Genomic DNA, 13,935 nt, shown 5'->3' with positions numbered 1-13,935 from the left:
ACACCGTGGTGGAGACCGCGAGCGCGGCGGCCGGGGCGCCGGTGAGCCCCGACCACGCCTGCCCGATCGGCCCGGTGGTGGACCTGGTCTTCAGCCGGTGGACCACGCCGATCCTGTGGTCGCTCAACGAGTTCGGGAAGCTCCGGTTCGTGGAGCTGGAGCGGGCGATCGGCACGATCACGCCCAAGGTGCTCACCCAGCGGCTGCGCCAACTGGAGCGCGACGGGCTCGTGGTGCGCACCTACCACCCGGAGGTCCCGCCCCGGGTGGAGTACGAGATCAGCGAACTCGGCCGCAGCCTCGCGCCGCTGTTCGCCACCCTGGCCACGTGGACCTCGCACAACATGCCCAAGGTCGAGCAGGCGCGCGGCGACTTCGACGCCGCGGCCGAGCGGCAGGCCGCCCGCCGGTCCTGACCGGTCGGCTCAGTGCGGGAACGGCTCGACCAGCGCGTGGTCCAGCGACCGCATCGCGCCCCGGTAGAAGATCAGCGGGTCCTCCTGCAGGTGCGCCGAGCCCAGTTCCACCACCTCGCCGAGGAAGATCCGGTGGTCGCCGCCGTCGTACTCGGCGATCAGCCGGCACGCCAGGAACGCCAGCGCGCCGCCGATGACCGGCAGCCCGGCCGCCGTCCGGCGGTGCGCCACGTCCTCGACCTGCGCCGAGTCGCGCCCGGCGAACGCGGTGGCCAGCGGTTCCTGGCGGCGGGTCAGGAAGTTGACCACGAACCCGCCCGACGCCCGCACCACCGGCCGCAGCCGGGACTCGCGGTGCAGGCAGAACAGCACCTGCGGCGGGTCGAGCGAGACCGACGTGAACGAGTTGACGGTGGTGCCCGCCGACGTGCCCGGCGTGCCGGCGGTGACCACCGTGACGCCGGTCGCGAAGTGCGCGCACACCCGGCGCAACGCGGTCGCGTCCACCGGTTCGGCGTGCTGTCCTGCGGCGTGCTGCGGCTCGGTCATCGGAGTCCTTTCCAGGTGGGGTCCGACCTCGCCCGGTCGGTCCGGAACGGCCGGGCGCGCCCCGTCGGGAGGCGCGGCCGGGACGGGTTCGGCCGGGACCGGTGCCCGGCGGGACAGCAGCGGGCCGGCCAGGGCGGTCGTGACCAGCGCCATGACCACCAACATGGTGAACATCCGGCCGTCCAGCACGCCCAGGCCCACGGCGGCGTTGAGGATGATCAGCTCGGTCAGGCCCCGGGTGTTCATCAGCAGCCCGAGGTCCCGCGACTCGCGCCAGGACAGGCCGGACAGCCGCGCGGGCACGATCGCGCCCACCAGCTTCCCGGTGCAGGCGACCGCGATGATCAGCACCAGCGCGACGTAGTCGCCGCCGGACAGCGCGCCCAGGTCGACGCCCAGGCCGGTGACGATGAAGAACACCGGCAGCAGCACGAGGGTGATCCGCTCCAGCGGTTCGCGCACGTGCGCGACCAGGTCGCGGGTGTGCTCGCGCGGCATGACGAAGCCGAACAGGAACGCGCCGAAGATCGCGTGGATGCCGATCACCGAGGTCAGGAACGACGACAGGAACACCCCCGCGCACAGCACGACCAGCAGCGAGGACCACCGCCCGGCGGCCACCCAGCGCCGGACCAGGCGGGCCAGCAGCGGCCGGACCACGCCGAACATCACCGCCACGTACCCGGCGCCGGCCACGCCGATCAGCACCAGGTCGGTGTAGTCGCCGTCCGCGCGGACCATCGCGGACACGCAGGCCAGCAGGCTCCACGCGATCACGTCGTCCACGGCGGCGGCGGCCAGCGCCAGCGCGCCCACCCGCGTGCCGGCCAGCTTGTTGTCGGAGATGATCCGGGCCAGCACCGGGAACGCGGTGACCGCCATGGCCACGCCCAGGAACAGCGCGAACGCCGGGAACGGGATCTCCCGGCCGGCGACCACCAGGTGGTGCGGGTGCAGCACGGTCGCCAGCAGCACGCCCAACCCGAAGGCCAGCACCACCGACCCGAGCGACACCCCGGCGGCCAGCCGCGCGTGCGGCCGGATCAGCCGCCGCTCGAACTCCCACCCCACGACGAACATGAACAGCACCAGCCCGACCTGGGAGACCGCCGAGAGCAGCGGCCGGGCCTCGGTCGGGAACAGCACGTGCGGCAGGTCGCCGGGCAGCCGGCCGAGCACGCTGGGCCCGAGCAGGATCCCGGCGGTGATCTCGCCGATCACCGCGGGCTGGCGCAGCCGGGGCGCGACCCGGCCGAGCAGCGCACCGGTGAGCAGCACGACCGCGATCCCGGCCAGGACCATGGCCAGTGGCCACTCGCCCGCGGTCACCGCGCGGCCCCGGGCGGGCGGCCGGTCGTCCAGACGACGCGGAAGGCCAGCGCGGTCAGCCGCCAGCCGTCCGGGGTCCGGCGGGCCCGCCCGGTGACCAGCGTGCCGCTGGTGAACAGCGGTTCGCCGGCGGTGTGGTGGGCCTGCGTGGAGATCAGGTTGGCGCGCAGCACGGCCTCGTCCTCGCCGACCGGGTCGACCACCGCGGGCGAGTTCAGGTGCTGGGTGCGGGCGAACTTCGCGAGCGCCGCGCGGTGGTGTTCGGCGAGCCCGTCCAGACCGGCGTGCCGACTCATCGGGAATTCGACGACGGCGTCCTCGGTGAACAGCCGGGCGGCCCATTCGTCGTCGAGTTCCTCATCGTCCAGGGTGATCAGGTAGCGGTCCAGGAGCGCGCCCGCATCGGCGGATGAATGGCGTGTGCACATCGCCCGAGCATGAGCCGCCGACCGGCCCGCACCCAGCCACTTGGCACAAATTTGACCTGGCCGGGAACAACCCGGACACCCCTCTCCACCAGGCCGTGGACCTGCGACGACCAGCCGTTACGCGCTGCCGGGAGGTATTCCCTGTCGGAGATTTGACGTAGTTGTCGCAGCCCTGTAGCAGCAGCCGTTTACGTCGATAGGGGCCCTCTGGATACTCGGTGGAAACGCCCGTCGAAAGAGGATGCATGAATGACTTCGATTCGGATGTGATCGTGGTGGGGGCGGGTCCGACCGGACTCATGCTGGCCGCCGAACTGCACCTGGCCGGGGTGTCCGCGATCGTCCTGGACCGGCTCGCCGAACCCATTCGGCAGTCCCGGGCGCTGGGCTTCTCGGCCCGGACCATCGAGGAATTCGGCCAGCGCGGCCTGCTGCCGCGCTTCGGCCGGATGGACACCATCCCGATCGGCCACTTCGGCGGGATGACCATGGACTTCACCCTGGTCGACGGCGGCCACTTCGGCGTGCGCGGGATTCCCCAGTCCTACACCGAATCGGTCCTCGCCGACTGGGCGGGCGGGCTGGGCGCGCGGATCCTGCGGGGCCACGACGTCATCGGGCTGGCCACCACCGAGGACGCCGCCGAGGTGGCGGTGACCGACGCCGACGGCACCCGGCGGCTGCGCGCCCGCTACGTGGTGGGCTGCGACGGCAGCCGCAGCACCGTCCGCCGGCTGACCGGCATCGACTTCCCCGGCAGCGACGCGACCATCGAGATGATGACCGCGGACTTCGCCGGACTGCCGCTGCGGCTGCGCCCGGTGGGCGAGGTCGGCCCGGCGGGCATGGCGATGGTCCTGCCGCTCGGGCCGGAGGCGGTCCGCATCGCCGTGTACGAGCGCGGCACGCCGGTCCGCCGGCGGGCCGAGCCGCCCGCGTTCGAGGAGGTCGCGGCGGCGTTCCAGCGGGTCACCGGCGAGGACGTGACCGCCGGGAAACCGTTGTGGACCAGCTACTTCACCGACTCCAGCCGGCAGGCCGCGCAGTACCGACGGGGCCGGGTGTTCCTGGCCGGCGACGCCGCGCACGTGCACCTGCCGATCGGCGCGCAGGGCATCAGCGCGGGCCTGGGCGACGCGGTGAACCTGGGCTGGAAGCTCGCCGCGGTGCTCAAGGGCCAGGCGTCGGACGACCTGCTCGACACCTACCACTCCGAGCGGCACCCGGTCGCCACCCGGATCATCGCCAACACGCTGGCGCAGCGCTCGCTCTACCTCGGCGGCGCGGACGTGCAGCCGATGCGCGACGTGTTCGCCGAACTGCTCACGCACGAGGAGGTCCGGCGGCACCTGATCGGCATGTGCACCGGCCTGGACATCCGCTACGACGTCGGCGGCGGCCACCCGCTGCTCGGCCGCCGCCTGCCCGACCAGGACCTGCTCGTCGGCGACGAGAAGACCAGCACCTACGCGCTGCTGCACGCGGGCCGGGGCGTGCTGCTCGACCTGCACGACTCGGCCGGCCTGCGCGACACCGCCGGGCCGTGGGCCGACCGCGTCACCGCGGTCACCGCGACCCGGCCCGATCCCGACGCGCCGGCCGCGAGCGTGCTCGTGCGCCCGGACGGCTACATCGCGTGGCTGTCGCCCGGCGGCTCGGCCGACGGGCTCGCCGACGCCCTGACCCGCTGGTTCGGCGCGCCCGCGCACCCCGGACAGCACACCCACCAGGAAGGAGTGCGGTCGTGACCTCCAAGGACGCACCGGCACCGACGCCCACCGCCGCCGGCCAGGCGCACAACTGCGACGTGATGATCCTGGGCTCCGGCCTGGGCGGCTCGATCACCGCGTCGTGCCTGGCGCGGCAGGGCGCGAAGGTCGTGCTCGTCGACGCCGGCCAGCACCCGCGCTTCGCGGTCGGCGAGTCGATGATCCCCAACCTGATCGAGTGGCTGCACGTGCTGTCGCTGCGCTACGACGTGCCCGAGATCCGGCACCTGCTCGACATCAAGGCCATCACCAAGCACATCGGCCCGCACCACGGCCGCAAGCGGCACTTCGGCTTCATCAGGCACGGCGTCGGCCAGGAGCCGGACCCCGACGAGGCCGCCATCTTCGCCTCGCCCAAGTCGCTGACCGAGGCCGGCCACCTGTTCCGCCAGGACACCGACTCGTACTACTTCAACGTCGCCGCCAAGTACGGCTGCACGCTGCGGCAGAACTGGCGCGCGACGGGCATCGACTTCGACGACGACGGCGTGACCGTCACCGGCCACAACGGCGAGGTGTTCCGGGCCCGGTTCCTCATCGACGCGAGCGGCTACCGCTCGCCGCTGGCGGAGAAGTTCGACCTGCGGGAGAACCCGCCGCGCTTCAAGCACCACGCGCGTTCGCTGTTCACCCACTTCATCGGGATCAAGCCCTACGACGACGTGTGCTTCTACCCCCAGGAGAGCCGCCCGCCGGTGCCCTACCACAACGGGACGCTGCACCACATGATCGACCGGGGCTGGTTCTGGATCATCCCGTTCGACAACTACGAGGACTCCAAGAACCCGGTCGTCAGCGTCGGCCTGACCATCGACGAGCGGATGTACCCGAAGCCGAAGGACCTGACGCCCGAGGAGGAGTTCCAGTCCTTCCTGGACCGCTACCCGGCGGTGAAGCGGCAGTTCGCCGGCGCGCGGCGGGTGCGCGAGTGGGTGTCGACCGACCGGTTGCAGTACTCCTCCAAGCAGACCGTCGGGCACCGCTGGGCGTTGATGTCGCACGCGGCCGGGTTCATCGACCCGCTGTACTCGCGCGGCCTGGCCAACACCTTCGAGGTGGTCGACGCGCTGGTCTGCCGGGTCCTGGACTCGTTGCGGGACGACGATTTCTCGGTCGAGCGCTACGAGTACGTCGAGCGGCTGGAGCGCGGTCTGCTCAGCTACAACGACGACATCGTCAACTGCTCCTACATCGCCTTCTCGCACTTCCGGTTGTGGAGCGGGGTGTTCCGGGTCTGGGCGAGCTTCACCACGCCCTCGTCGATGCGGCTGGTGCGCGCCCGGCAGCACTTCCTGGACGACGGGAACCTCCAGCACTTCAAGGACCTGGAGAAGTCGCCCTACACCGGCCTGTGGTGGCCGGACAGCACGAGCTTCAAGCGCCTGTTCGACACCATGGTCGAGCTGTGCGAGAAGTACGAGGTCGGCGAACTCACCGGCGACCAGGCCGCGGACCAGCTGTTCCAGGCGATCGCGGACTGCGACGTCGTCAACACCCCGTTCGGCTGGAAGGAGGAGGCCAACCGCTTCTTCCTGCCCACCTCGCGGCAGATGATGAACTTCATGTACTGGGCCAACGTCCAGGCCCCGCCGGAGATCAAGGTGCTGGGGCGGGCGATGCTCTCGGCGATGGTCAAGTCCGCGGTGCGCGGCCGCAAGGTCAGCTAGCACCCCGTGCCCGGTCCGGCCGGCCCCGCGACGCCCGGCGAGGGGCCGCCGGACCGGGACCCGACACCCACGCACTTCGACAGGAGCACCGCAATGCCCAGAATCTCCGTGGAAGACCAGCACCTGACCGTCCTCAACGTGTTCACCACCGACGCGTCCGAGCGCCAGGACCGACTGCTCGGCGCGATGCGCGGGATCGTGGACACCGCGGCGTTCCAGGGGTGGATCTCCAGCACCGTCCACAGCGGGGTGAAGCGGTTCGGCACCGCGAACCTCATCCAGTGGCGCAGGGGCGAGGACCTCGAACTGCGGTACGCGGGCGAGGAGTTCCGGCACCGCACCATGCCGCTGTTCACCGAGATCACCACGTCGATCCGGCTGTTGCAGTTGCGGCCGGAGTTCGCCCGGCACCGCCCCGACCAGGACGACGCCGTCCAGGTCTCCCCGGACCGCGACGACTACACGGTCATCGACATCTACACGGTGGCCGAGCAGGCGCTGGACGACCTGGTCGACGCGCTCGGCGAGGGCCGGGACTGGCTGCTCGACGTGCCGGGCTACCGCTCGCACGTGGTGCTGCGCGGGCTGGCCGCGCGCGGTCTCGACGCGTCGTTCGCGGTCTGCTACTCGCAGTGGGACGACGAGGCGTCGCACGCGGCGTTCGACGCGCTGCCCGCCGCCGACCGGCCGGCGGCCCGGCAGAAGTCGGACCTCCGGTTGGAATCGCTGGTGCTTTCGCATGACTGGAACGCGTACCGCGTCGTGCACACGCGATCGGCGGGACAGTAGCCGCATGGCAGCCGACGAACCGATCACGTTGATCAACATCTTCGAGGTGCCCGCGGCGGGGGCCGACGACTTCGTCGAGTCGTGGCGGCAGCGGGCGGAGATCATGAGCCGGGCACCGGGGTTCCGCGACACCCGGCTGCACCGGGCACTGTCGTCGGACACGCGGTTCCAGTTCGTCAACGTCGCCCACTGGGACAGCCACGCGGCGTGGCAGGCGGCCACGTCGCGGCCCGAGTTCCTGGCCCACGTCCGCGCGCTCGACCCCGACGTGCGTGCCGGCGCGAACCCGGCGGCCTACCAGGTCGTCGTCGAATTCGGGTAGTGGAGGAAAGCGGCCGTGGGCGTACCGCAACCCCCACGCCCACGGCCGCCTCTCCACCAACCGTCGCGGGTGCCTGCGGCATCGTGGGCGCACCAAGTCCGCCCGGCCCACGCCCTACCGCAGCGAAACCGGGCGACGAGCCACGATCGCCGCTCGGCTGGGAGGATCCGGTCGATCGCCGACGGGCGGCCCGGTCGGCAGTCGCGACTCGACCTGGCCGACCGCACCGCGTGCACCAGGTCGCGACCGTTGACCGCACCCTCGTACCGACCCGCGACTCCGGCATCGCCGACGCACCCGGCGGCCGCCCGGCCATGCCAGACGGCAGCCACCAAGGCAACCGCGCCGTGATCCCGCCCCACCGCGAACCCCGCGACGGCCCCACGTCGACCGACTCGCAGGACGACCTCGACACCACCCACCGCCGCATCCGCGCCTGCCCGGAACAGACCCGCCACAATCCACTGGATCAGCTACGGGACAACCCTCAGGCGATGCCGGCCGCGATGAGCAGCGGCCAGATCTCGCCCTGGTCCACGACCGCGACTTCGAGCTTCTCGGCCTTGGTGAGCTTGCTCGCGCCGACGTCCGCGCCGGTGATCAGCATGTCGGTGTTCGCCGACACCGAGGACGCGGTGGTGGCGCCGGCCTTCTCGCACATCCGCTGGAACGTCGGGCGCGGGATCTTCTCGCCCGAGCGCGGGTCGCTGATCGAGCCGGTGATCACCACCGTCTTGCCGGCCAGCGGCGCGTCGGAGGCGACGACCGGCGGCAGGTCCTCCTCGCGCACGTCGAGCGAGACGCCGTGCTCCCGCAACCGCTCCAGCTCCGGCCGCAGCCGGGTCAGGTGCTCGGTCAGCGAGGCGGCGACCTTCGGGCCGATGTCCTCGACCGCCACCAGGCGCTCCTCGCCGGCGTCGGCGACCTCCTCCAGCGAGCCGAAGCCCGCGCGGCACAGCCGGGCCGCGGTGCCCTCGGACGCCATCGGGATCGCCAGGCCGATCAGCGCGCGGCGCAGGCCTACGGCGCGGCTGGTCGCGATGGAGTCGACCATGCGCTGGGCGGAGGTCTCGCCGATCCGGTCGAACTCCAGCAGCTGCTCCTTGGTCAGCGTGTAGAAGTCCGACGGGCGCTCCAGGATCCCGGCCTCGGCCAGCCGCTCGATCCACACCGGACCGACCGCCTCGATGTCCGCCGCCGGGCGCGACGCCCAGTGGATCAGCCTGCGCACGGTCTGCGCCGGGCAGGCCACGTTGGTGCAGAACAGCTCCCGGCTATTGCCCTGCTCGACCACCGCCTGCCCGCACGACGGGCACGCGACCGGCGGCACGATCTCCTGCTCCGCGCCGGTGCGCGCGGCCGGGTCGAGCACGCCCGCGACGAACGGGATCACGTCGCCCGCGCGGCGGATGAGCACCGTGTCGCCGATCATCACGTCCCGGGCGCGGATCACCTCCTGGTTGGCCAAGGTCGCCTTGGTCACCGTCGTGCCGCCGACGAACACCGGCTCCAGGTGCGCGACCGGGACGATCTTGCCGGTCTTGCCGACGTCCCAGACGACGTCGGCCAGCAGGGTCGTCTTCTCCTCGGCGGCGAACTTGAACGCCAGCGCGCCGCGCGGCGAGTTCGACCGGGTGCCGGCGGCGGCGAACGCGTCCCGGTCGGCCAGCCGCAGCACCGCGCCGTCCAGGTCGTAGTCGAGGTCGTTGCGGCGGGCCTCGATCTCGCCGATCACGGCCTGCGCGGACGCCGCGTCGTCGCAGTGGCGCATGTCGGCCACGTCGAACCCGAGCGCCCGCAGCCCGTGCTCCAGGTCGGCCGCCGCGCCGCCCTCGGAGGTGTCGAGGTCGAACGCGAAGTACTGCATGCGCCGCCCGGCCACCGTCGCCGGGTCCTTCGCGCGCAGCGTGCCGGCGGCGGCGTTGCGCGGGTTGATCAGGGGCTTGTCGACGTGGGCGGCGTTGTACGCGGCGAACGTCGAGCGCAGCATGACCGCCTCGCCCCGCACCTCGACCCGGCCGGGCAGCTCCACCCGGTCGGGCACGCCGTCGACCATGGCGCGCACCAGCGGTGTCACGTCGTCGCCGGTGGTCCCGTCACCCCGGGTGACCGCGCGGGCCAGCCGGCCGTTCTCGTAGACCACGGCCAGCGACAGCCCGTCCAGCTTGGGCATGACCACCACGGACTGGCCGGGGAAGCGGTCGAAGAAGGCGGCGACCTGCTCGGGTTTGGTCGCCTTCTCCAGCGACAGCATCGGCCGCGAGTGCCGGACCGGCGCGTGCAGCACGGCGGGCGCGCCCACCTGCTCCAGCGGGTTCGGATCGGGCACGAGTTCCGGGTTGGCCTCGACCAGCCCCCGCAACTCGTCCTCGATGACGTCGTACTCGGCGTCCGCGACCAGCGGCGCGCCCTGGTAGTACGCCTCGCGCAGCGCCACGATCCGGTCGGCGAGTTCTTGGATCCGTTCCCGAGCGTTCACGGCGTACAAGTTACCCGCGACCACCGACAATCCACCGCGCAACACCCGGGTGAAGCCACCGAACGCGCAGGTCCGAGCCCCGCCCGAGCGGTACCCGAGGGTCGTTCGTGATCATCCGCGCAGGTAGTCGTGGACCGACGCGGCGGGGGCCGGGGTGAGGTCGGTGAGCACGTGAGAGGCGGACACGACCTCCAGCACCGGCAGGTCGGCCGGCGGTGCCATGACGTGGGCGAGCAGTTGCAGGCGCGCCGGGCCGCGCCACGCCTGCTTGACGGTGACGTCGGTGATCCGGGTGCGGACCAGGTCGCACACCCGCAGGCCGCCGGAGTAGTCGGGGACGGTCTTGACCGCGAACGTCGGCACCGCGATCCGGGCGCGCGCCTCGTCGTGGTCCATCGGCTGGTGCTTGTAGGCCATGGTGGCGGTCGCGATCCGCCGGCTGCCGTGGTCGAGCGTGCCGTCCTCGCCGGCGAAGCGGACCGCGATGGCCTGACCGGCCTCGGTGTACGGGCCGTAGCCGTCGACGTCACCCATCCGCATGACCTCGAACCGGACCACCGAGCAGCTGGTCGGGGCGCATGCCGACTCCAAAAGAGTACAGTATGTATCGGATACATGTCGTACTCGTTCCGGGGCGCGCCGCGCCGCGACGTGGCCGCCCGCATCCCGGACGGCAGACCCGGCGCGGTGACCGCCACCGGCGACCTCGCCGAGGCGGTCGCGGACGCGTGGCTCGTCGTGGAGGCCGTGCCCGAGCGGCTGGAGCTGAAGACGGAGGTCTTCGGGCAGCTCGACGAACTCGCCCCGGCCGACGCGGTGCCGGCCGGCAACTCCTCGTCCTACGCCGGCCGGTTGTTCCTGGACCGCGTCCGGCACCCCGAGCGGGTGCTCAACGTGCACTTCTACATGCCGCCCACGCAGAACGCGGTCGACGTGATGTCCAGCGGGCGCACCGACCGGGACGTGCTCGACTTCGTGATGGCGACGCTGCCGGAGTACGGCGTGCGGCCCTTCGAGGCGCGCGTGGAGAGCACCGGGTTCATCTTCAACCGGGTGTGGGCGGCCATCAAGCGGGAGTGCCTCGAACTCGTCGCCGAGGGCGTGTCCACGCCGGCGGACGTCGACGGCATGTTCCAGGTCAACACCGGCATGAAAGGCGGTCCGTTCCGGATGATGGACCAGGTCGGGCCGGACGTGGTGCTCGACATCGAGGAGCACTACGCCGCCGAGCACCCGGAGTACCCGGAAGGCCCCAGGGTGCTGCTGCGCGACTACATTGAGCGCGGACGCCTCGGTGTCAAGAGCGGCGCCGGGTTCTACGACGACTACCCCACGCCCTGACAGGAAGCCGGATGCCGAAGTCCCCCACCAAGACCCGCCCGAAGACCGTGACGGCGTTGATGAACAGCGCCCGCGCGCTGTTCGTGGAACACGGCTTCCACGCCACCTCGATCAGCGACATCTGCGGGCACGCGGGCCTGACCCGGGGTGCCTTCTACTCCAACTACCGCAGCAAGGAACAGCTCTTCCTGGCCCTGTACGACGTCGAGGCCGACCGGGTGCTGGCCGACGTCGCACAGGCCGTGGACACCGTCGCCCCCGGCACCGACCCGGTGCGCCACATCGTCGACCGCGTCGGCGCGCACCGCCGGGAGAACCAGCGCTGGTTCCTGGTGTCCATGGAGTTCACCCTGCACGCCGCCCGCACGCCCGACCTGGCCGCCGAACTCGCGCCGCACGAGGACCGGCTGACCACCGGCATGGCGGACCTCCTGGTGCGCTCGCTGCCCGCGCTGACCCACGACCGCGCCGAGGACGTCGCCCGCCTGCTGACCGCGTTGCACGAGGGCACCACGGCGCAGGAGCTGATCCACGGCACCACCGCGACCGGGTTCCGCGACCGGCTGCTGTCCGAACTCGTGGAGACGCTGGTCTCCGGCGACACGACCTGACGCCGCCGTGCCGGGCGTCCGCGCCCGACCGCCGACAGTGTCCACAATGGACTGGAAGGTCGTGGTGCGCGGCCGGTCCGTGCCGACCACGTGGACGGAGAACGTGTCCCGTCAGCGTCGGTTCAGGGCCGGTTCAGGGCCGATTCGAGCGCCGCGACGTCGCGGTTGACCACGAGCATGGTCCGGACCGTGGTGAACCCGAGCGCGTGGTTGACCCGGCTCATGTGCACGTTCTCGCTGCCGGTCGCGGTGTCGATGCCCGCGAACGCCGGGAGGTCGGCCACCAGCCAGCGGATCATGTGGGCCTTGATCCACCGCCCGATGCCCCGGCCGCGGTGGGCGGCCAGCACCGCCGTGTCGCGCTGGAACGGCATGGTGCGGCGGTGCGGGTGGATTTCGAGTTCGCTCACGCCCACGACCGCGCCCGTCTCCTCGTGGACCGCCAGCACGCCGCGCAGCTCGATGTCCTTGCTGCGCAACGACTCCTCGTGCTGCCGCACCCGGCGGGCGGTCCAGCGCGGCGGGAGGATGCCCAGGTCGCCCACCGGGGCGTCGTGGATCGCCGCCCGCGCCTCGACGTAGGAGGGCAGGAGGTCCTCCGGGGACGCACCGGTCCACTGCTCCAGCCGGTAGCCCTCGGGCCGCTCGACCTCCCAGCGGGCCGGGTCGACGTCGGCGACGACCAGCGACTGCCACAGCACCTCCTGCGCGGTCCGGAAGCCCAGCGCCCCGGCCCACCGGTCGCCGTCGCCGCCCCGCACCACCTGCCAGCCCTCGACCAGGGTCCGGTGCTCGGCCCGGAGATCGGGCAGCAGGGTCCGCAGGATCGCGGTGCCGACGCCCCGGCGGCGCGCTCGCGGGTGCACCGCGATGTCGGTCAGCGCGATGTGGCTGTTCTCCGCTTCGGTGAGGTACACGGTGGCCAGCCCGACCAGTTCGCCGTCGAGGCGCGCGACCCAGTGCCGCACCGGCCCGAACCCCGGCACCGGGGTCTTCAGCCGGCCCACGCAACTCTCGTAGGTCAACGGGGGTTCGTCCGGGCGGTCGGTCCGCTGACGTGCGCGCATCACCCGGTGGAAGCCCCGGAGGTCGGCCTCGCCGGCCCCGGCCACCTCGAACCTGGTGATCTCCGCCCGTGCGGTCATCCTGCCCCCTCCGGCAAAGCGCGACGTCCCCGACGCCATGGTGCCCGACGGTCCGCCCGCACGCCCGCGGTATTCGTCCGGGTCGCCACGATCGGCCCCACCCCGGCCGGGCACGGACGTGGCCCGTCCCGGGGCGGGACGGGCCACGTCCGTGCGGGTGCGTCCGCGCAGACGCCCCGCAGGTCCGGCTCAGCCCGGGATGATCCGCTGCTGCGACAACTCGGTGTACGCCTCCTCGAACCGGGCCTCGGCGCGGGCCCGGAGCACCGGCGAGCCGCCGTACGCGCCGCCGAAGGACTGCTTCATCAGCGCGATCCCGTCGGCCAGGTCCGCGCCCGCCGCGACGGCCCACGTCAGGTCCGCGCGAGGCGTGAACGAGCCCTGGACGGGGTTGCCCGCCCCGACCGACCGCAACGACGTCCGGGCGCCGCCGCCGGCGCGCGCGGCGTTGGCGAAGGTCTCCATGGCCTGGGCCCGGTACCCGTTGCGGACGGCGGGATCGGTGGCCTTCGCGGCGTTGCCGAGCAGTCTCAGGCCGCCGATCACCAGTTCGTTGACGCGGTTGCCGGCCTCCTCGCGGATCGCCGGGTCGTGCCGCCACAGGAAGGCGAGGCCGCACGGCGGGCAGCCCAGGTCCGGGAATCTGATCGCCAACTGGAGGTCGACGCACTCCACCAGCGGCCGGGTGGGTTGCAGCCGCTCCCAGCACCCCCGGCCGTCGGGCCCCGCGCTCGCCGGCAGCGGCGCGGCCGACAGCACGAGCGCCAGCGCGGCGACCACCGACAACCACCATTTCTTACCGGACATGGCTTTCCCGCCTCCATTCGCAGTGGAACCCGGACACCCCTCGGACCCTGGTCGGGACACCCCTCCCGCAGCGCCCCTCCTGCGGCGCTGCTCGGCGGACACCGCCCGGCGGGCGGCGCGGTCGTCCCGGTCGCCGGAGCCCTGCACTCCGCGCCGGGCCGACCGCGCTCCCCCCTCGCGCCGGCCTCGGGTCCGTGAGGTAGTGCCGAAGCGTGATCGGTGCGCGGCGGGGTGCGCCGGCGGCGTCGAAGAACCGAACGGATTGCGCGTCGCGCTAGCCTGA

General features: G+C 72.4%; 12 protein-coding genes and 2 pseudogenes. 8 read left to right on the top strand and 6 right to left on the bottom strand.

The annotated features are described in order from the left end of the window. The first annotated feature begins 5 nt into the window (after nucleotides 1-5). Complete coding sequence (locus AC0HI0_RS09555; RefSeq protein WP_480931929.1) at nucleotides 6-416, top strand: winged helix-turn-helix transcriptional regulator; 411 nt, start codon at nucleotides 6-8, stop codon at nucleotides 414-416. Between the two features lie 9 nt (nucleotides 417-425). Here the strand turns inward: AC0HI0_RS09555 and AC0HI0_RS09550 are convergent, their stop codons facing one another. Then, entirely contained in the window at nucleotides 426-2,294 is a 1,869-nt protein-coding gene (locus tag AC0HI0_RS09550) for a cation:proton antiporter domain-containing protein (RefSeq protein WP_480931928.1), read from the bottom strand. Then, on the bottom strand, nucleotides 2,291-2,722 hold the full coding sequence (locus AC0HI0_RS09545) for a nuclear transport factor 2 family protein (RefSeq protein ID WP_480931927.1): 432 nt from the start codon (nucleotides 2,720-2,722) through the stop codon (nucleotides 2,291-2,293). Before AC0HI0_RS09545 ends, AC0HI0_RS09550 begins: the two co-directional genes overlap by 4 nt. 245 nt (nucleotides 2,723-2,967) lie before the next feature. On the opposite strand from AC0HI0_RS09545, the gene AC0HI0_RS09540 reads away from it, so the two are divergent. The 5 genes and pseudogenes from AC0HI0_RS09540 to AC0HI0_RS09520 form a co-directional block, all read left to right on the top strand. Then, entirely contained in the window at nucleotides 2,968-4,470 is a 1,503-nt protein-coding gene (locus AC0HI0_RS09540; protein ID WP_480931926.1) for an FAD-dependent monooxygenase, read from the top strand. Beyond that, complete coding sequence (locus tag AC0HI0_RS09535; RefSeq protein ID WP_480931925.1) at nucleotides 4,467-6,158, top strand: NAD(P)/FAD-dependent oxidoreductase; 1,692 nt, start codon at nucleotides 4,467-4,469, stop codon at nucleotides 6,156-6,158. Before AC0HI0_RS09540 ends, AC0HI0_RS09535 begins: the two co-directional genes overlap by 4 nt. A gap of 93 nt (nucleotides 6,159-6,251) precedes the next feature. After that, complete coding sequence (locus AC0HI0_RS09530; RefSeq protein ID WP_480931924.1) at nucleotides 6,252-6,947, top strand: antibiotic biosynthesis monooxygenase family protein; 696 nt, start codon at nucleotides 6,252-6,254, stop codon at nucleotides 6,945-6,947. A gap of 4 nt (nucleotides 6,948-6,951) precedes the next feature. Next, the gene (locus tag AC0HI0_RS09525) at nucleotides 6,952-7,269 is read left to right on the top strand and encodes an antibiotic biosynthesis monooxygenase family protein (protein ID WP_480931923.1); all 318 of its coding nucleotides are present in this window, start codon (nucleotides 6,952-6,954) and stop codon (nucleotides 7,267-7,269) included. Nucleotides 7,270-7,440: 171 nt separating this feature from the next. After that, nucleotides 7,441-7,721 (top strand): annotated as a pseudogene (locus AC0HI0_RS09520) (hypothetical protein); the annotation flags it as partial. A 35-nt stretch (nucleotides 7,722-7,756) separates the two neighbouring features. Here the strand turns inward: AC0HI0_RS09520 and ligA are convergent. Both ligA and AC0HI0_RS09510 read right to left on the bottom strand, forming a co-directional pair. Then, nucleotides 7,757-9,748: an NAD-dependent DNA ligase LigA gene (gene ligA, locus AC0HI0_RS09515; RefSeq protein WP_480931922.1), complete on the bottom strand. Its 1,992-nt coding sequence runs from the start codon at nucleotides 9,746-9,748 to the stop codon at nucleotides 7,757-7,759. A 111-nt stretch (nucleotides 9,749-9,859) separates the two neighbouring features. Beyond that, nucleotides 9,860-10,306: pseudogene (locus AC0HI0_RS09510) on the bottom strand (acetoacetate decarboxylase family protein); the annotation flags it as partial. Nucleotides 10,307-10,363: 57 nt separating this feature from the next. On the opposite strand from AC0HI0_RS09510, the gene AC0HI0_RS09505 reads away from it, so the two are divergent. Both AC0HI0_RS09505 and AC0HI0_RS09500 read left to right on the top strand, forming a co-directional pair. Then, the gene (locus AC0HI0_RS09505; protein ID WP_480931921.1) at nucleotides 10,364-11,089 is read left to right on the top strand and encodes a 3-hydroxyacyl-CoA dehydrogenase family protein; all 726 of its coding nucleotides are present in this window, start codon (nucleotides 10,364-10,366) and stop codon (nucleotides 11,087-11,089) included. 11 nt (nucleotides 11,090-11,100) lie between these two features. After that, nucleotides 11,101-11,700: a TetR/AcrR family transcriptional regulator gene (locus AC0HI0_RS09500; protein ID WP_480931920.1), complete on the top strand. Its 600-nt coding sequence runs from the start codon at nucleotides 11,101-11,103 to the stop codon at nucleotides 11,698-11,700. Nucleotides 11,701-11,822: 122 nt separating this feature from the next. Here the strand turns inward: AC0HI0_RS09500 and AC0HI0_RS09495 are convergent, their stop codons facing one another. Together AC0HI0_RS09495 and AC0HI0_RS09490 are read right to left on the bottom strand one after the other, a co-directional pair. Next, nucleotides 11,823-12,845, bottom strand: a complete 1,023-nt coding sequence (locus AC0HI0_RS09495) for a GNAT family N-acetyltransferase (RefSeq protein WP_480931919.1) — start codon at nucleotides 12,843-12,845, stop codon at nucleotides 11,823-11,825. A gap of 189 nt (nucleotides 12,846-13,034) precedes the next feature. Beyond that, on the bottom strand, nucleotides 13,035-13,652 hold the full coding sequence (locus AC0HI0_RS09490; protein ID WP_480931918.1) for a hypothetical protein: 618 nt from the start codon (nucleotides 13,650-13,652) through the stop codon (nucleotides 13,035-13,037). Nucleotides 13,653-13,935: the final 283 nt, after the last annotated feature.

This window comes from Saccharothrix sp. NBAS 001 (assembly GCF_056640475.1).
The sequence above is the reverse complement of the archived record's forward strand: the minus strand, read 5'-3'. Positions and strand labels throughout refer to the sequence as shown.